The organism is Polynucleobacter parvulilacunae, from assembly GCF_018881715.1.
GTDB classification, from domain to species: domain Bacteria; phylum Pseudomonadota; class Gammaproteobacteria; order Burkholderiales; family Burkholderiaceae; genus Polynucleobacter; species Polynucleobacter parvulilacunae.
In genome coordinates, this window is the sequence record NZ_JACVPW010000001.1 from 385048 (window position 1) to 403200 (window position 18153).

General features: G+C 46.2%; 20 protein-coding genes. 10 read left to right on the top strand and 10 right to left on the bottom strand.

The genetic code is table 11. The features are described 5' to 3' along the window. Nucleotides 1-22 precede the first annotated feature (22 nt). From ICN18_RS01985 to ICN18_RS01995, 3 genes are read right to left on the bottom strand one after another with little or no spacing between them, the layout of a single operon-like run. Nucleotides 23-736: an alpha/beta hydrolase gene (locus ICN18_RS01985; RefSeq protein WP_216188865.1), complete on the bottom strand. Its 714-nt coding sequence runs from the start codon at nucleotides 734-736 to the stop codon at nucleotides 23-25. Between the two features lie 25 nt (nucleotides 737-761). Continuing rightward, nucleotides 762-1070 carry a (2Fe-2S) ferredoxin domain-containing protein gene (locus tag ICN18_RS01990; RefSeq protein ID WP_216188867.1) on the bottom strand — a complete coding sequence of 103 codons (309 nt, stop codon included), beginning with the start codon at nucleotides 1068-1070 and terminating at the stop codon, nucleotides 762-764. Nucleotides 1071-1086: 16 nt separating this feature from the next. Continuing rightward, nucleotides 1087-2181, bottom strand: a complete 1095-nt coding sequence (locus ICN18_RS01995) for a VanZ family protein (protein WP_216188869.1) — start codon at nucleotides 2179-2181, stop codon at nucleotides 1087-1089. Nucleotides 2182-2218: 37 nt separating this feature from the next. Here ICN18_RS01995 and ICN18_RS02000 point away from each other — a divergent pair, with 37 nt between their 5' ends. Both ICN18_RS02000 and ICN18_RS02005 read left to right on the top strand, forming a co-directional pair. Further along, nucleotides 2219-3004 (top strand): biotin--[acetyl-CoA-carboxylase] ligase, encoded by a 786-nt coding sequence (locus tag ICN18_RS02000; protein ID WP_216188871.1) that lies wholly within the window; start codon nucleotides 2219-2221, stop codon nucleotides 3002-3004. Next, nucleotides 3001-3810 (top strand): type III pantothenate kinase, encoded by an 810-nt coding sequence (locus ICN18_RS02005; protein WP_216188872.1) that lies wholly within the window; start codon nucleotides 3001-3003, stop codon nucleotides 3808-3810. The genes ICN18_RS02000 and ICN18_RS02005 overlap by 4 nt, the downstream gene beginning before the upstream one ends. On the opposite strand, the gene rfaE2 is transcribed toward ICN18_RS02005, so the two are convergent. Then, complete coding sequence (gene rfaE2 / locus ICN18_RS02010; RefSeq protein WP_216188873.1) at nucleotides 3807-4295, bottom strand: D-glycero-beta-D-manno-heptose 1-phosphate adenylyltransferase; 489 nt, start codon at nucleotides 4293-4295, stop codon at nucleotides 3807-3809. The two genes, ICN18_RS02005 and rfaE2, sit on opposite strands and share 4 nt — an antisense overlap. Nucleotides 4296-4387: 92 nt before the next feature. On the opposite strand from rfaE2, the gene ICN18_RS02015 reads away from it, so the two are divergent. Genes ICN18_RS02015 through ICN18_RS02035 form a run of 5 tightly spaced genes read left to right on the top strand, consistent with a single transcriptional unit; the run spans nucleotide 4388 to nucleotide 9184 of the window. Further along, nucleotides 4388-4957, top strand: coding sequence for a glutathione peroxidase (locus ICN18_RS02015; RefSeq protein WP_216188875.1), 570 nt, complete (start codon nucleotides 4388-4390; stop codon nucleotides 4955-4957). After that, nucleotides 4954-6330: an NAD(P)/FAD-dependent oxidoreductase gene (locus tag ICN18_RS02020; protein WP_216188876.1), complete on the top strand. Its 1377-nt coding sequence runs from the start codon at nucleotides 4954-4956 to the stop codon at nucleotides 6328-6330. Before ICN18_RS02015 ends, ICN18_RS02020 begins: the two co-directional genes overlap by 4 nt. 3 nt (nucleotides 6331-6333) lie before the next feature. Further along, nucleotides 6334-7119: a DUF1365 domain-containing protein gene (locus ICN18_RS02025; protein ID WP_216188878.1), complete on the top strand. Its 786-nt coding sequence runs from the start codon at nucleotides 6334-6336 to the stop codon at nucleotides 7117-7119. Continuing rightward, on the top strand, nucleotides 7116-8411 hold the full coding sequence (locus ICN18_RS02030) for an SAM-dependent methyltransferase (RefSeq protein WP_216188879.1): 1296 nt from the start codon (nucleotides 7116-7118) through the stop codon (nucleotides 8409-8411). Before ICN18_RS02025 ends, ICN18_RS02030 begins: the two co-directional genes overlap by 4 nt. After that, nucleotides 8408-9184, top strand: coding sequence for an SDR family NAD(P)-dependent oxidoreductase (locus ICN18_RS02035; RefSeq protein ID WP_216188881.1), 777 nt, complete (start codon nucleotides 8408-8410; stop codon nucleotides 9182-9184). Before ICN18_RS02030 ends, ICN18_RS02035 begins: the two co-directional genes overlap by 4 nt. Nucleotides 9185-9221: 37 nt before the next feature. Here ICN18_RS02035 and ICN18_RS02040 read toward each other — a convergent pair whose 3' ends face one another. Genes ICN18_RS02040 through argS form a run of 3 tightly spaced genes read right to left on the bottom strand, consistent with a single transcriptional unit; the run spans nucleotide 9222 to nucleotide 12237 of the window. Then, the gene (locus ICN18_RS02040; protein WP_216188883.1) at nucleotides 9222-9869 is read right to left on the bottom strand and encodes a thiol:disulfide interchange protein DsbA/DsbL; all 648 of its coding nucleotides are present in this window, start codon (nucleotides 9867-9869) and stop codon (nucleotides 9222-9224) included. Further along, entirely contained in the window at nucleotides 9866-10474 is a 609-nt protein-coding gene (locus ICN18_RS02045) for an SPOR domain-containing protein (protein ID WP_216188884.1), read from the bottom strand. Before ICN18_RS02045 ends, ICN18_RS02040 begins: the two co-directional genes overlap by 4 nt. Nucleotides 10475-10509: 35 nt before the next feature. Further along, nucleotides 10510-12237: an arginine--tRNA ligase gene (gene argS, locus ICN18_RS02050; protein ID WP_216188886.1), complete on the bottom strand. Its 1728-nt coding sequence runs from the start codon at nucleotides 12235-12237 to the stop codon at nucleotides 10510-10512. A 35-nt stretch (nucleotides 12238-12272) separates the two neighbouring features. Between argS and ICN18_RS02055 the strand changes: the two genes are divergently transcribed. Further along, nucleotides 12273-12590, top strand: a complete 318-nt coding sequence (locus ICN18_RS02055; RefSeq protein WP_216188887.1) for a DUF1840 domain-containing protein — start codon at nucleotides 12273-12275, stop codon at nucleotides 12588-12590. Here the strand turns inward: ICN18_RS02055 and metH are convergent. Continuing rightward, nucleotides 12587-15337, bottom strand: a complete 2751-nt coding sequence (metH, locus tag ICN18_RS02060; protein ID WP_216188888.1) for a methionine synthase — start codon at nucleotides 15335-15337, stop codon at nucleotides 12587-12589. The genes ICN18_RS02055 and metH overlap by 4 nt on opposite strands. Next, a complete protein-coding gene (locus ICN18_RS02065) occupies nucleotides 15334-16398 on the bottom strand; it encodes a homocysteine S-methyltransferase family protein (protein WP_216188889.1) in 1065 nt (354 codons plus the stop codon). Before ICN18_RS02065 ends, metH begins: the two co-directional genes overlap by 4 nt. A 74-nt stretch (nucleotides 16399-16472) precedes the next feature. Between ICN18_RS02065 and ICN18_RS02070 the strand changes: the two genes are divergently transcribed. Then, entirely contained in the window at nucleotides 16473-16922 is a 450-nt protein-coding gene (locus tag ICN18_RS02070) for a PhaM family polyhydroxyalkanoate granule multifunctional regulatory protein (protein WP_216188890.1), read from the top strand. Here ICN18_RS02070 and ICN18_RS02075 read toward each other — a convergent pair. Beyond that, entirely contained in the window at nucleotides 16834-17919 is a 1086-nt protein-coding gene (locus tag ICN18_RS02075; RefSeq protein WP_216188891.1) for an MBL fold metallo-hydrolase, read from the bottom strand. The genes ICN18_RS02070 and ICN18_RS02075 overlap by 89 nt on opposite strands. A gap of 41 nt (nucleotides 17920-17960) precedes the next feature. Between ICN18_RS02075 and ICN18_RS02080 the strand changes: the two genes are divergently transcribed. Further along, nucleotides 17961-18137, top strand: a complete 177-nt coding sequence (locus tag ICN18_RS02080; protein WP_216188892.1) for a DUF1289 domain-containing protein — start codon at nucleotides 17961-17963, stop codon at nucleotides 18135-18137. Nucleotides 18138-18153: the final 16 nt, after the last annotated feature.

The window sequence follows — 18153 nt, forward strand, 5'->3', positions numbered from 1 at the left end:
CTTCTTTTTTATCTTTTTCAAATTACTTGCGGTGATCTGGCATACCCAACCATGCGCCAGTAATAATGTTGCGGATGCAATGTAAGCGACGATGGAAGAAATGATCGGCGCCAGGAACTACTTGAACAGTGAGCTCTTGCGGGCGCGCCCAATCTAAAACATCAATCAAGGGAATGGTCTCATCCAACTCACCATGAATCAGAATCGTATCAGCAGGCACTTGAGCTAGCGTCCATTTGCCAGCGGCGCTACCCACCATCACAAGGCGCTCAGCCGGACGCCCCAAGTCAGCAAGCCTTTGCACTAAATGACTACCAACAAAACTTCCAAAAGAAAATCCTGAAACTACCAAAGGCAAGGTATTGGCACCTGTAACCCAGGACTGATTTGTAGTTGCCTCAAACGCACTCCAACTTGATGGTGTTTGCATCCAATCAGTGACATGGAGTAAGTCATCTAATTCTCCTACGCCATCATCATGAACACCCTCAGTACCACCTACACCACGGAAGTTTGGACGAACACTAACGTAACCCAATTGATTAAAAGCACGCGCCATAGTTTGGGCGACTTTGTTATCCATCGTTCCGCCCATCAATGGGTGGGGGTGAGCTACAAGAGCCAAACCACGAACAGCAAATGTAGGATCATTTTTTAATTCATCAGGTAGATCAATGGACATCTCCATGGATCCAACAATTCCTTGAATATGAATTACTTTTGTGCGGCTATTCATAAAAACTTTCGATTCTTTAAATTTACTAAGTCAACTGCAAACGCTCTACTGGGCGCCCTGCAATCAAATGAGATTGGATAATTTCTTCAACATCATCTGTATCGACAAAGGTATACCAAATACCCTCTGGATAGATCACCATAACAGGTCCATCAGAGCATCGATCCAAGCACCCGGCTTTATTCACGCGAATCTTTCCAGGACCAGCAAGGCCGAGTTCTTTCACCCTCTTTTTTGCATAGTCAAATAAAGCAAAGGCATTGTGCTGATCACAACACTCTTCACCATTGCTGCGCTGATTTAAACAAAAGAATAGGTGGTGTGAAAAAGTCATAGAAAAATTATATTCATCAATGTTTGGGTTTAAGGTCTATGGCGCTCCGCATCATCCAAATGAGAGCGAGAGGTAACCATACTACTGAAACCCACTGCATTAGCTCATTAAAGTGCAATAAGCGTCCTTGATACCAATGTCTGAGCGTCAATATGAAGTAAGGGTTGTCAGGTAAAACATTGACTGCGATTGTGGTGCCAATCAAGCAAATCAAGGCTAACCAGAACTTAGCTCTTGAATCAAAGCGCAATGCCCCCCTTAAAAAGAGACTCCCCAATACCATTCCCCATAGTGCGCCTGCCGTTAGCCAGATCAGACTGAACTCGGCGCCAAACTGCAGCGCGGTAAACAGAGTCTTGATTAGCACTGTCAGACCAAGCAGTCCATTGAGAATGTGCCACTGTGGAGCCTTGGCACGCATTCCTAATGAAAGTAACAATGCAATTCCAAGCCAACACAAGGATGTGATGATCGTCTCTTGAATAACGTGATTAATTACTAAGGTACCCCAATCTACGGAGCCAAATATGGCATGACCCCACACACCCGTGCCAAGCCAAGAACTTTGAGGATAAATCTGCGACCAAGGAAATAATAAGAACAAGGCGCATGCCGCCCAATTGAGGCCAAACCATTGATCAAAACGCCGACGGATTGCACTTCCAGACAGCCACTGTGGCCCAAGAGGAATAGCCAACAACCCTCCCAATAAGCCGCCCAGAATATTAGCCCACCAATCCATCTGACTGGGTATACGAGTGGGCAACCAGGATTGCAAAGTCTCTACACCCAGCGCCAAAACAGCACTTAAGCCCAGGGCGATGCCAAGCGCAATGTAATTGCGCCACCTTGGATAAGCGGCAAACATCACTAAGAATCCAAATGGGATGTATGCCAGGATATTGACCGATACATCAAACAGAGTAATAAACCGGGGCAAAGGGGCGTCTAACCAGGCCCAAGCGGCTATGCCATTCTGGAAATCAAAATCAAAGGGGTTCAGACTCACATACAGAATTAAGAGCGCATAACTGAGGCTCATAGCCCGAGCCAATGGCATAGCCTGCAGTGGCCATACCAACTTTCGGGGTCGCTGATCTTTTTGATCCATCCCACAATTCTAGGTCAGACCTTTCTACAATGGCGGAATGACTGCAAATTGCATCCTTGAGCGAGTAACCGAGACCAAATCAACCAATGATGATTTATTGGCACGCTGGCGTACTGGCGAACTGATCGACCCCGTGGCTCGTATTGCCCACAAGCAAACTGCCGGCAAAGGCAGGGCGGGTCGAGCATGGCTAGCCAACCCAGAAGACTCGCTATGCTTTTCTCTGGCATTTCCATTCAAAAGAACACCCTCTGAGCTGAGCGGACTGAGTTTACTAGTTGGCTTAGCAGTTGTATCCGGTATTGCACAGGCTTGCAATCTGAGCGAGGTGCAACTTCAAGCAGCAGGTCTGCGCCTCAAATGGCCCAATGACTTATTGCTTAATAACAGCAAACTCGGCGGCATTCTCATTGAGGGAGGACAGGCCAAAACGGGTGACCCCACTTGGATGATTATTGGTATTGGCATTAATCTGCGCAATGCAGAAGCGATTGAAGCTAATCTCGATGGTGGACTCAAAGTGAGTGCACTTACTCAACTTACAAAATCGGTGCCCGATGTCGAGTACCTTTGGCTCAAATTAATAGCCTCACTTGAATACCATCTTGCGGAATTTGACCTACATGGATTTAAGCCTTGCCAAGATCGTTGGATGCAGTGGGATGCTTATCGAGATCAGGCTGTGTGCATTTCTGGTACTGGTAAAGATCCCATTTATGGCACTGCTAACGGCGTAGATGAAACTGGGGCATTACTATTGCAGCAAGATAACAAAACATACGCCATTCATGCTGGCGATGTTTCATTGCGGATTCAATCATGAGCCTTTATTTATTTTTCGATGTTGGTAACACGCGTCTCAAATGGGCGGCCGTTGAATCCACTCAAAATCCAAGCGTGCAACAAAAAAAATTATGGGCTTACTCTGGATCTATTGGCAGCAAGTCTTTGCAGACTCCAGAACATCGGGCTGAGTTGGCAGACTATATTGCCAAAACACTGCCAATGCCTGCAGCCATTGGGTTTTGTTGTGTAGCTGGACAAGAGGCAATTACGAATCTCAAATCATTATTTCCACAATGGAACGATGTGCAGTGGTATGAATTAAAGGGTGATAGCGTTTACACAGGGATGCGCAGCCAGTATCAAAATCCAAGTAAGCTCGGCGCCGATCGTTGGGCGGCTCTGATAGGCGCCCGCGCCCTATCAAAGAAAAATACGTTGATTGTGAATGCTGGCACAGCTACCACTATTGATCTTCTTGGATCAAATGGAATGCATTACGGTGGATGGATTTTGCCTGGACTTGGATTAATGCAGACTAGCTTGGCAAACAATACTGCGCAGCTCGATTTAGCCACACGATCTGATCATAAGGGTTTTGGCACCTGCACGAATGATGCAATCATTGGAGGCTGTGACGCCGCGCAAGTAGGTGCAATCCTTTATGGCATACAACAGGCAAAAGAAATTAATATTCCCATCGAAAAAATTTGGGTTGATGGTGGCAATGCCAAATTCCTAGCCAAGGAAATCACACAAAGCAATTTACCTGCTAAGGATGTGCTGGAAACAACAGAAGGATTGGTGCTGCGAGGTATTTGGGCGTGGTTACTTCAGAATCCTTAAGAGCGAATCTTGCCTAATAGGCTTGTAGTTGAGCGCTCGTATAAAAACGGTATCGCAACTGCCGTACCGCCCCAACTTCTTACTAAATGTGTTTCGGCCAGAGTATCAATCTCATAATCGCCGCCCTTGACGTAAATATCAGGCCGAATTTTTTCAATTAGATTGACTGGCGTTTGTTCGGTAAACAACACAGCCATATCGACGCTCTCGAGCGCAGCCAATAGAGCTTGACGATCAGCTTCAGAATTAATGGGCCTGTCGTCACCTTTACCCAACATCTTCACTGAAGCGTCTGAATTCACACCAACTACCAAGCTAGCGCCTAAAGCACGTGCCTGAGCCAAATAACTAGCATGTCCTCGATGCAAGATATCAAAGACCCCATTCGTAAATACCAACGGCCTAGGAAGCTTCGCTAAATGCTCGGCAAGCTGTGCTGGTGGGCAGACTTTGGCTTCGAAAGAGGGTGATGGCAATTGAGTCATGACTCAATATTAAAGGCAATCATGGAAGGCCAGCGATATTACCCAGAATGTCTTAGACTTGGCCTCTATTCAGTGAAATTTAAAGGTGCAATATGCCCCGCTATTTAATGACTTGCCTATTTGGGCTATTCGCTCTTCTGCCAGGGCTTCAGCCTGCCTTAGCTGCGCCTAGCTGCAGCCCCCTGCTTTCACATACCTTTCCCCGCCTTCAGGACGAGGCGCCACAAAATCTCTGTCAATATCAAGGCAAAGTGATCTTGGTTGTGAATACGGCAAGCTTCTGTGGCTTTACAAGTCAATATGAAGGTCTTGAGAAGCTCTATGCCAAATACAAAGATCAAGGCTTTGTAGTTTTAGGTTTTCCCTCCAACGACTTTGGGCAACAGGAGCCTGGCAGCAATAAAGAGATTGCCGATTTCTGCAAAAACACTTACGACGTGAAATTTCCGATGTTCGCTAAAAGCGTGGTTTCAGGCAACAACCCTAACCCATTATTTAAGATGTTGATTGCTAAAACAGGCACAACTCCTAAATGGAATTTTTACAAATATTTAATCGATCGCAATGGCAATGTAGTTGATTCATTTGGCAGCATGACCAAACCAAGCAGCAGCAGTATTACAGGCCAAATTGAAAAGCTATTAGGAGAAAAAGCGCAGTGAGTAAAAAACGCATAGCTATTGTTGGCGCAGGCATCTCTGGACTAGGCTGCGCATATGCCTTAAGACAGCACCCTGAATTTGAAGTTACCTTATATGAAGCGGGCAATCACATTGGTGGCCATAGCAATACGGTAGACATCACTTGCAGTATTAATGGAAAAGAAATCACCCATGGTGTAGATACTGGTTTTCTAGTCTTTAATCGCAAGACCTATCCACGTCTCGTTAGATTATTTGAAGAAATTCAAGCGCCAGTAGCGCCTTCAGAAATGTCTTTTTCTGTCTCCATTGATACCCCCGGAAAATCTGGGGAAAGGAAAAAGATTGAATGGGCAGGCAATGACATTAATTCTTTTTTTGGCCAACGCTCCAATCTTCTCTCTCCATCCTTTTGGAGAATGGCTTATGACATCTTGCGCTTTAACCGTCTCGCTACCCAGTTAGCACAGCAACAAATTGAAGCCGGTCATTTATATAAAGAGCCTGACGAAAAAATTGCAGACTTTTTAAAGCGCCATCGCTTTAGTCAAAGTTTTAAAGAGAATTATTTTCTGCCGATGATTGGCGCTATCTGGTCATGCTCGGTCGAGCAGATGCTGGAGTTTCCAATACAAACTATGGTGCGTTTTTGTCATAACCATGGCCTGCTGCAAATTCAAAATCGCCCACAATGGCTAACCATTAAGGGTGGTTCACGTGAGTATGTCAAGCGCATCGTTGCAGCACTTGAAAAACATCATATAACTATTAAGCGTGAATGCGTCTTACGCGTGAATACAAACCAGAACAGCGAACCAGTTGAGGTTGTTAGCCAGTCTGGTTCAGCTTACTTTGACGAAGTCATCATGGCTTGCCATAGCGACCAATCACTAGATTTAGTTCATGGTATTGATCAACAGGCCAGAAATATTCTTGCGGCAGTTCCTTACCAGAAGAATCGGGCAATTTTGCACACTGACATGCGCTTCTTGCCGGAGGCAAAGCGCTGCTGGGCTGCATGGAACTACACTGCTAAATCTGGCGTCAAACCAAATGCAAAACAGCACGTCAGCGTTAACTACCTCATTAATCGCCTGCAACCGCTACCAGATGAACTGCAAGCTACGCAAATTATTGTGAGCTTAAATCCCTCGGAAGAGCCAGATCCAAAACTGGTACATCAAGAAATTCATTATTCCCATCCAGTTTTTGATATGAGTGCAATTCAAGCCCAGAAGGAGCTACCCCTAATTCAGGGTGGCGCATCCATTTGGTATTGCGGCGCATGGACAGGGTTCGGATTTCATGAGGATGGTTTGCGCTCTGGCGAATTAGTGGCTGAAGCGTTGATTGAAAGCATTCGTCAACCCATTAAAGCAAAGCAAGATGTGTAATTAATGTCAGCCGCCAAGATTAACTTTGGAGTAGTAAAGCACCGGCGTTTTCGACCTGCTAAGAATGCATTTGGCTATGGTGTTTTTACTGTCTCCATTCCCATGCGCGCCCGTGATACAACCCCGAATCTACTCAATCAAAATGGATTAAGTGATAACCGCTGGGGCCTTTGCGCATTCTATGACAAAGATCATGGTCTAGGAGAAGTAAACAGCCTTGCCTGGATTGAAAAGATTCTTGCTGAAAATAATGTGCTCCATGTTGATGGTGAGATCTGGCTTCAAACTTTTCCAAGGGTACTGGGATATGTATTTAATCCAGTGAGCTTTTGGATCTGTACTCGTGCCGATGGTAAGGTTCAAGCAGTGCTTGCTGAGGTTAACAATACCTTTGGTGAGCGTCATTGCTATTTGCTACATAAAGATTCTGGTGAAGAACTCCACTCTGGTGAAACACTCACAAGTAAAAAAGTTTTTCATGTCTCACCTTTTTGCGCAATACGAGGTGACTATCACTTTCGCTTTTTATTCCCTAAAGACAGTAGCAGCGGGAAAAATAATGTCTGTCGCATTGAACTACATGAAGACGGTCTACCCCTAATCAACACAAGCATTAGCGGTATCAGTCGCCCCCTGAGCAAAGCAAATATCTTTCTGGCGCTACTACGCTATCCCTTAATGAGCCTTGGAGTGATTTTCCGCATCCATTGGCAGGCATTGAAATTGTGGGTAAAAGGTGTACCCTTTCACTCAAAACCTAAACCACCAGAACTTGAAGTCAGCAGATGAACCGCCCCGGACAATCCCTTCTCTCTAGATTGAACTTTTCTCGACCACAAGAGCGAGTAAGCGCTTCGCCGCAATATCAAATCAGCACCAAAACTCTTCTAACACTGCTCACTCAACTCAGCAGCGGTTACCTGAAGCTTATCCTGCCAAATGGTGAAAAGCATGAGTTTGGTAATCTCAGTGATGAGTTACATGCAGAGATTCACATTCTGGAATGGGCGGTATTTAAAGAGATCATGTCACATGGTGATATTGGTTTTGCCGAGAGCTACATTCAAGGCAAATGGAATACCCCAGATCTCAAAGCTCTCCTTGAGCTAGCGATACGTAATCGCACTATTTTAGAAAAAGCTATCTACGGCAATTGGTATGGGTCAATTTTCTATCGCCTTAAACATTGGCTGCGAGATAACAGTAAGGCGGGTAGTCGCAAAAATATTCACGCACATTACGACTTAGGAAACGCTTTCTATACTCTTTGGCTTGATCCCACGATGAGCTACTCTAGTGCCTGGTTTTCAGAAGGCGATAAGCAAGTCTTAGCGGATGCACAGCGAGCAAAAATTGGGCGCATCCTTGACTCCTTGAAAACTGCGCCAGGGGCTCATATCCTAGAAATTGGCTGCGGCTGGGGTGGAGTGATGGAGGAATCGCTTCGTAGCAATAGAGCGATTACTGGCCTAACGTTGTCCACAGAACAAAAAGCATTTGCAGAAAAACGTTTGGTCGCAGCACAGACTCAAATACCGAATCCTCCTGCATTTGAAGTTCGCCTACAAGATTATCGTGACTGCCAAGAAAAATTTGATGGCATCGCCTCAGTCGAAATGTTTGAAGCGGTTGGTGAGAAACATTGGCCCGAGTATTTTGAAACCATTGCTCATTGTCTAAAAGCAGGCGGCAAAGCCTGTATTCAAACTATTGTGATTGCGGAAGATCTATTTGATCGCTACCGTCGCAACACTGACTTTATTCAACAGTATGTTTTTCCTGGTGGTATGCTCCCATCAAGAGCAAGCTTTAAAGCGAGCGCTGCCAAAGCTGGACTACAAATTGAAGATGAATTTGCGTTTGGCCCAGATTATGCAAAAACCCTATGCATGTGGCGCGACAGTTTTAATCACAAGCTTCAAGAAGTGCGTCAGCTAGGATTTGATGAGGCCTTCATTCGCCTGTGGAATTTCTACCTCATGTATTGTGCTGCTGGCTTTACTGAACGGAATATCGACGTGGTGCAATTCACATTGAGCCATCAATCCTCATCAGCATCATCTGAATCGCCAAACACATGAAACAACTGGGCATCGAAAACTTTTCCGGAAAAAGAGTCTGGGTTATTGGTGCATCGAGCGGCATTGGTGAAGCCTGTGCAAATGCACTACTACTTAAGGGTGCCAAGGTTGCGCTTTCAAGCCGAAGGGCTGAACGATTAAATCAAATTGCTCTGCATGGGGAAAGTGATCAAGCTCTCGTTATTCCATTGGATGTTACAGATGATGCGCAACTAAAGAATGGCTACCAGACTGTTTTGACAGCTTGGGGCGGAATCGATCTTCTGTTATTTGTATCCGGCATGTATGTGCCACTTCGAGCAGATAATTTTGATATCCAGATTGCAGAAAAAACCATTGATGCAAACCTTCTAGGACCAATGAGAGCCGTAGCCTTAGTGGTGCCGGAGATGCTGAAGGCTCAATCCGGACGCATTGCTATTGTTGGCAGTGTTGCGGGCTATAGTGGCCTGCCCAAAGCTTTGGCCTATGGACCAAGCAAAGCTGCCATCATCAATTTTTGTGAGAACCTCTATTACGACTTGCTGCCTACCGGAGTGAGCGTACATATGATCTCCCCTGGATTTGTGGCTACTGAAGCTACCGCACAAAACGATTTTGAAATGCCAGCGCTCATTAGTGCGGAAGAAGCAGCTCAGGAAATTTTGACCGGGATCCAGAAGGGGGAGTTTGATATCCACTTCCCTAAGCGGTTCTCAAGATTCTTAAAGTTTTTAAGAATCTTGCCTTACCCAATCTACTTTTGGATTGTGCGTCGCTTCGTCAAAATTTAAGCGGCGCTAAAGTATTACGCAGTAATCTCTTTTGAAGTTACTGCTTATACTTGTTCTTACGGATTTTCTCTTCTAAATAATCCATTACAGCGATTGCTTTAGCCTTGGATCCAGCAATAGATGGAGAGGTCACGTACTTACCTTGCATCACGATAGTAGGAACTCCATCAATGCGATAAGCTTCTGCGAGTTGTTTGGCTGCGCGTGCTTTTGAAACTACTGCAAATGAGCGATAGGTTGCCAAGAAAGTATTGCGATCGATGCCTTGTGATGCCACCCAATCAGCAATTTCTGGTTCAGTTAATAGGCGCTTATTTTCTTTATGCATTGCATACATGACTTTTTCATTGAGCGCATCGCCTTTACCCATCGCCTCTAAGGCATAGAACAATTGGCTGTGGGGCAAAAAATCATCACGGAAGGCTACGGGGACTCTGCGAAAGACAACATCTTTAGGTTGACGCTTTACCCAGGCACTCAGTTCAGGCTCAAAGTCATAGCAATGAGGGCAGCCGTACCAAAAGAATTCGATAACCTCTACTTTCCCCTTGGTCTCTACTGGCTGAGCTATGGGCAATATTCGGTAGTCAAAACCTTCTTCTATTTTTTGACTTTGTGCGCCAGCAAACCCGCTTAAGGAAAGAAGTGCAAATAAAGTGATGAATCTTTTGCTAAATGAAATCATGATTTACTAGATTTAATTAAAGTTGGTTTAATGCCTATGCTACTCAATTTGTCGCGAACTGAGTTGCTCTCATCAACACTGTTATATGGACCAACACGAACGCGCCAAAGCGTATTGCCATCACTAGTCACTTCGCTTAACTGCGCCTGAATACCTTGGATTGCTAAATTTGCCTTTTGTGCATCGGCATCAGCACGCTTAGTGAACGCACCCACTTGCAAGAAATAGATAGAGTCTGATTTGGCTGCAGGAGATACATCCACCGGCTTATCTGCAGATTTTTTGCCATTCACCAAATCACCAATTGGATCCGCTGAAGCAGGGGCAGGTGATTTACCTTGAAGTGGTTTATTTAAATCAACAGGGTCTGCTGGGGCAGCCGTATCACCTTCCGCTGGGGCTGCTGATGGCTTAATAGTCAGCGGCAAGCTAGGGGCACGCATGCCTGGTCTTTCTTGGGGGGTATTTTTGGAAAGATAAAAAGCGATCACAAAGGCAATGCCAAGACCAGCTCCAAGGCCCAAAATAAAGCCGAGGATAGTGCCGCCATATTGGCCATTGTTACTATCGATGGGGCTAGTTTGTTGATTCGGTGTTTTCATCATTTCCTCATCTTACATCCACACTTCATACCCCGCCATTACATCTTTGCTGGCGCAGATACCCCGAGTACTTTTAGGCCATTTTGCAATACTTGGCGAGTTGCTAAAAGCAAAGCAAGGCGGGCCTGTTTTAGATTCTGATCATCCACCAATACGCGATCGGCGTTATAGAAAGCATGGAAATCACCCGCTAAGTCACGCAGGTAAAAAGCCAATGCATGCGGAGCCAATTCTTCTGCAGCGGCAGTCAATACCTCTGGATATTCTGCTAAACGACGTAGTAAATGATCGGAAGCTTTGCTTTGCAAGAGTGATAGATCGGCCTTAGCTAAATCGGATGTCTGTCCACCCCACTGCTGCAAGATTGAGCTAATTCGTGCATGCGCATATTGGACGTAGAACACTGGGTTCTCATCGTTTTGCTGCAAGGCTAAATCAATGTCAAAAACAAATTCTGTATCGGCCTTACGCGAGATCAAGAAAAAGCGTACTGCATCACGACCGCGCTGCAACGCCAATTCTCTTTCTTCAGGCGTCATCTCAGGAGTAACGCCGCCAGACCATTCAACCAAATCACGCACGGTTACATAAGATCCCGCGCGCTTAGAGATTTTCACCTCTTCACCATTGCGCATCACGGTAACCATTTTGTGCAGCACATAGTCTGGATAGGTTTTGGGAATCTCCCAACCGCGCTTTTGAGCTACGCCCTGCAAGCCTGAGCGAACGCGGGCAATCGTGCCGTGGTGATCACTACCCTGTACGTTGATCACCTTCTCAAAGCCACGATTCCACTTGCTAGTGTGATACGCAACATCAGGCACGAAGTAAGTAAAGCTACCATCAGACTTACGCATGACTCGATCTTTATCGTCGCCATCATCCGTACTCTTTAACCAGAGAGCGCCTTCGGACTCATATGTCTTACCAATACTTTGTAAATCGCCAACGATTTGCGCAACACTACCATCGGTATACAAGGAAGATTCCAAGTAGTAGCAATCAAATTTCACACCGAATGTTTTTAAATCAATGTCTTGTTCATTGCGCAAATAGGCAACCGCAAATTGGCGAATCGCTTCAATGTCATCCCTAAACTCTGGAGAAGTTTTAAATGCTGTAGCAATCTCTGCAATGTATTCACCGTTATAAGCTTGCTCAGGCCACTTGGCATCACCAGGCTTTAAGCCTTGTAAGCGAGCCTGAACTGATAAGGCTAAATTGGCGATCTGCACACCGGCATCGTTGTAATAAAACTCACGATGAACCTTGATGCCTTGGGTCGCCAATAAATTAGCCAATGCATCACCCAGCGCCGCCTGTCTTCCGTGACCCACATGTAATGGACCAGTTGGGTTGGCAGAGACAAACTCAATCATGGCGCTTTGGGCAGACCCAGCAATTGGAGCGGACTCTCCAAAATGGGGTCCCGTAGAAAGTATCTCTTGAACTACCGCAGTCTTGGCAGCATTACTGAGGCGGAAATTAATAAAGCCTGGACCAGCAATCTCACAAGATGTAATGAGTTCATTAAAGCCTGACTGCTGTTGAAGACGGTCTACCAAGGCTTGTGCTAACTCGCGTGGGTTTAGCTTCCAGGCCTTAGAAAGCTGGAGAGCGATATTGCAGGCAACATCCCCGTGATCAACTGCCTTAGGGCGTTCTAGACGTGGGGCAGGCGCTTCGCCTAGGCCGCGTTCCTGAGCTATGCCTTCAAGGGCATTGCTCAACATTTCAATTAAACGATTTTTATTAGTCGACAACATAGATAAGTGAGTTTATCAGGTGGTAAGCTATCGAAATGATCTATCAATTTCGCTCAAAGGCTGGACCAGACGTCATCATGCTGGCGGATCTGACTAAACGAATTTTTGATATTTTGGGCAGACCCCTGGAGCCTCGCGGCATCCTTACGCTAGAGCAACTCCCAGCACTCATTACCGCTCTTGAAACCGCTATCCTCAAAGACCTTGAGGAGCGAGCCAAATCAAACGATGAGACTGAGGGCGGCGCCGAGAAGCCTAAGCTTGCTGATCGCCTCGGGCAACGCGCCTACCCATTCCTGGAGCTTATGAAGCAGGCTAAAGCCAAAGACGAACCCGTTATGTGGGGTGTTTAGTCCAGTAGGCTTGCCAGCTGACGACGGGTATCTTCAACGCTTTGACCGCGGCGTTTAGCCAAATCTTCAACTTGATCATCTGAAAGCTTACCTACATTGAAGTAGCGGGCATCTGGGTGAGCTAAATAGAAACCGCTCACGCTAGAAGCTGGATTCATAGCCATGGATTCAGTCAGAGTCATACCAATATCTTCAGAACCAATTACGCGTAACAAATCTTGTTTAACCTCATGCGCAGGGCAAGCAGGATAACCAGGTGCCGGACGAATACCGCGGTACTCCTCATTGATCATCTGATCATTAGTCAAAATCTCATCAGTTGCATAGCCCCAGAGATCGGTACGGACACGATGGTGCAAGAGTTCAGCAAAAGCTTCTGCCAAACGATCAGCTAAGGCCTTCAACATAATGGCGCTGTAGTCATCATGCTTTGCCTGAAACTCAGCCACTTTCTTTTCAACACCATGACCCGTGGTGACAGCAAAGCAACCAAGGTAATCAGCAACACCAGAATCTTTTGGTGCAACGTAATCAGCCAAGCAACGATTAGGTCTACGAACACCGTCTACAACCGGACGCTCAGACTGCTGACGCAAGTTGTGCCATACAAACAAAGGATGCTCTCGAGCTTCATCGCTATATAAAACAATGTCATCACCAACCGTATTCGCTGGATAAAAAGCAACAACGGCATCGGCCTGTAGCCACTGACCTTTAATCAGTTTATCGAGTAATGCTTGAGCATCTGCAAATACCTTGCGCGCCTCAACCCCAACAATTTCATCGTCCAGGATGGCCGGAAACTTACCAGCCAAATCCCAAGTCTGGAAGAATGGTGTCCAGTCGATGTATTTAGCAATATCACTCAGCGCAAAGTTTTTAAATACACGACGGCCAATAAACTTCGGCTTTTCTGGAACATAAGCAGACCAGTCGATCATCTCGCGATTCTTGCGAGCCGCCTGTAATGAAATGGTTGGTGCAGCCTTCTTGTTCGCATGTTGCTCGCGAATTCGGACATAGTCATCACGCAAATCTTGAATAAATTTCTTGGCACTTTCATCCGAAAGCAAACTAGAGGCAACAGATACCGAGCGAGATGCATCAGGTACGTACACCACAGGGCCATCGTAGTGCGGGGCGATCTTCACAGCAGTATGCACACGAGAAGTAGTTGCTCCACCAATCATCAAAGGAATTTGGCGCTCACGGAACCAATCGTCACGCTGCATCTCTTGTGCAACATAAGTCATCTCTTCTAATGAAGGAGTAATCAGCCCAGATAAACCAACAATGTCGGCATTCTCTTCCTTGGCGCGCTTCAAAATTTCAGCACAAGGAACCATCACACCCATATTGGCTACTTCAAAGTTATTACATTGCAGAACAACAGTCACAATATTTTTACCAATATCGTGCACGTCACCCTTCACGGTAGCCATCACAATCTTGCCCTTGGCCTTGGCTTCGCCACCAGCAGCAATATGTTGACGTTTCTCTTCCTCAATGTATGGAATCAAAATTGCAACGGCTTGCTTCATCACGCGGGCGCTCTTCACCACTTGAGGCAAGAACATTTTGCCGGCACCAAACAAATCGCCAACGACATTCATGCCATCCATGAGTGGGCCTTCAATCACTTCGATTGGTCTGCCACCACCACCCATGATTTCTGCGCGTAATTCTTCGGTATCTTCTTCAATAAAAGTTGTAATGCCATGCACCAAAGCATGAGTTAAGCGCTCACGAACCTGCGCCTCACGCCAAACTAAGTTCTCAACCTGCTTAGCACCACCGCCCTTGAATTGATCAGCAATATCCAAGAGTCGTTCTGTTGGAGTTTTGCCATCTTTTTCTTTAAAGCGATTAAGGACAACGTCCTCAACACGCTCACGCAACTCCGGATCCAAATCGGCGTAAACGCCCAACTGACCGGCATTCACAATACCCATGTCCATGCCAGCTTGAATGGCGTGATACAGGAACACCGTGTGAATCGCTTCACGAACACGATCATTGCCGCGGAAAGAGAAGCTCACATTGGAAACGCCGCCGCTTACTTTGGCGCCAGGAAGATTTTCTTTAATCCAACGCGTGGCATTAATAAAGTCGACCGCATAGTTATCATGCTCTTCAATACCAGTGGCGATTGCAAAAATATTCGGATCGAAAATAATGTCTTCAGCCGGAAAGCCAATTTCATTCACCAAGATCTCATAGCAACGCTGGCAGATTTCTGTCTTGCGCTTAAAGGTATCGGCTTGCCCTACTTCATCAAAAGCCATCACTACAGATGCAGCGCCATAACGACGGATTAAGCGCGCTTGCTTTCTGAAAGGCTCTTCGCCTTCTTTCAAGGAGATCGAATTAACAATCGGCTTGCCTTGGATACACTTCAAGCCTGCTTCGATAACACTCCACTTGGAGGAGTCGATCATGATCGGAACACGAGCAATATCAGGCTCAGATGCAATCAGATTCAAGAAGCGAGTCATAGCCGCTTCCGAATCTAACATCGCCTCATCCATATTGATGTCAATAACTTGCGCACCATTCTCAACTTGCTGACGTGCCACTACGAGCGCTTCATCAAATTGATTATTCAAAATCATGCGAGAAAATGCTTTAGAGCCGGTGACGTTAGTACGCTCACCAATGTTGACGAAGCCAACATCGGTAGTCACGTTAAATGGCTCGAGACCAGAAAGCTTCATCGCTGGCATCGATTTTTTCTCAATCTTGCTCATGCTGCCGCCTCCGCATTCTCTTTATAGAAAGCACGAGGCTTGCGTTTAGCAACTGCATTGGCAATAGCGCGAATGTGATCAGGTGTAGTACCGCAACAACCACCAACCAAATTGACTAAACCGTCTTTAGCAAATCCGTCGACCAAGCTAGAGGTAATTTCTGGCGTCTCATCAAAGCCTGTATCACTCATCGGATTAGGCAAGCCAGCATTTGGATAGCAGGAAACTGCTGCATCGCAAATCCTTGCAAGCTCAGCAATATATGGGCGCATCAATGCAGCACCTAATGCACAGTTCAAACCAAAGGTGAGCGGCCTGATGTGGCGCAGGCTATTCCAAAATGCTTCGACTGTTTGCCCAGAAAGAATTCGTCCAGATGCATCAGTCACCGTTCCAGAAATCATGACTGGCAAGCGTTCGCCAGTCTCTTCAAAAAATTCATCAAGCGCAAAGAGTGCAGCTTTAGCATTGAGCGTATCGAAAATGGTTTCAACTAAAAATAAATCGACACCGCCAGCAAATAAGCCTTCAATTTGTTCACGGTAGGAAGCGCGCAAAGTATCAAAGGTGACGTTGCGTGCACCTGGGTCATTTACATCCGGCGAAATACTCGCAGTCTTTGGCGTTGGTCCAATTGCACCGGCAGCAAAACGTGGTTTATCGGGAGTGCTATATTTTTCGCAAGCAGCTCGCGCCAATCTTGCCGAGACTTCATTCATCTCACGAGCCAAGCTAGCCATTTTGTAATCTTCTTGCGCTACTGAAGTTGCGCCAAAAGTATTTGTTTCAATAATGTCTGCGCCTGCATCTAAATATTGCTCATGAATTTTGCTAATGATTTGGGGCTGAGTGAGAACTAACAATTCGTTGTTGCCTTTGATATCACCAGGATGATCAGCAAAACGAGTATTGGCTGGTAAGCCGCGATAGTCCGCTTCGGTTAATTTATATTGCTGAATCATGGTGCCCATGGCGCCATCCAAAATCAGAATGCGCTGCTTCAACAGCTCTGGAAGCTCTTGACCGCGGGTATAGGGCTGGGACAAACCATTAGATTGCATTGTTAAACCGGGATTAATCTCTAGAATCCCTTATTCTATTGGAAAAGCCACTTTTCATTTACCCCGGAGCCCTTATGTTTGGAACCATTCCAGAATTTAATCAAAGCCTAGAAATGTTTAAAACCATGTGGGGACAAGGTGCGGCAGGTCAGGCTGGGCAATTTCCCTTCACAGCAGATGCTTCAAAGGCCAGCGGCGGCTTTGCCTCAGCCTTTCCTGGTCTAGATGTGGATGAGCTTGAAAAGCGGATTAAAGACCTCAAAAGCGTTGAAAACTGGCTGAATTTGAACCTCAACATCCTCAAATCAACCATTCAAGGCCTTGAAGTACAACATGCCACGATGATGGCCCTCAAATCCTTTGGTGATGCGGTCTCCGCAGCGGGTGCAGCAGCAACAGGCACTAGCGAAGAATCCGAGACTAAGACGACTAGTGCTAAACCGCGGAAAACCGCAACACGCCGTCGTCGCAAAGCTGGCGACGCAACTTACCTCGACGAAGTAGGTAATTCAGATGAGCAATAGCCTCACCCATTGCAAACGTGAGTTGGTGAATATCTAATTCACGTTTAAACAAAACCGGCACAATCTCTCTTGCATGTGCCGGTTTTTTACATGCGCCCAAGGCATCAGCCAAACGCTCTTCATGGTGGGCTTTCAACTGAGCAACACGCGGCCTAATGCCGGTAAATGGTTTACCGTGTGATGGCAGCACCAACGCATCCTCAGGCAGTGCCAAATATTTTTCAATGGAGTCTAAATAGAGTCCAAGAGGATCGGCGTCTGGATCTGCGTCATAAACGCTCACATTAGTAGAAATGCGGGGCAACAACATATCGCCGGAGATCAAAACTCCAATCTCTTTACAAAACAGAGAAGCGTGCTCGGGCGCATGTCCATAGCCCATGATGACTTGCCAAGAGCGGCCACCAATCGAAATCATTTCGCCATCGAGAATACGGCGGTATTGACGCGGTACTCCAGGAACCATATTGCTGTAGTAGTTAGAACGCGCCCGAATTTTTTCTAAATCTTCAGCGCCTGTTAAACCATGCCTTTGAAAATGATCTGCAGAACCGCCACTACCTGCGCGTGAACCAACTGCTGCGCCACCCTCTTTGCAGCTTAACCATTGCGCAGTTAAATAATCTGTCATAGAAATCCACATGGGGACCTTCCACTTCTCACATAGCCATTGTGACAAGCCCACATGATCAGGATGCATGTGTGTCACGATAACGCGCAAGACTGGCAAGCCTTCAAGCTGGGTAGCAAATACTTGCTCCCAAGCAGCCCTGGTCTCATCGTTAGCTATACCGCAGTCCACAATCGTCCAGCCCGATACGCCGTCTATTTCATCGCGTAACAACCAAAGATTGATGTGATCCAAGGCAAAGGGTAGGCGCATTCTGATCCAGCGAACACCGGGCGCAACCTCCATGCTGCCGCCCACTTCCGGAAGCGCGTCTCCTAAGGGATAATGGACCGCAGCTTCAGCGCTTGCTTGGTTTTGAGTGCTCATATGAAATATTGTTTCTTTTATCTTTTAATTCTGGATTTGCTTTGACAACAGTTCCATCACCTTGCATTAATTGGTGTGACATTAACCCTGAAAATGGTTACTGTCGTGGCTGCTATCGTACGCTTTCTGAAATTGCTGATTGGTCAGACCTAACGAATCCCGAAAAGCTTGAGGTCTGGGAACAACTACAAAATCGCAAACCTCAAGCACCGCAGTAAATCCAATCTTTTTTCT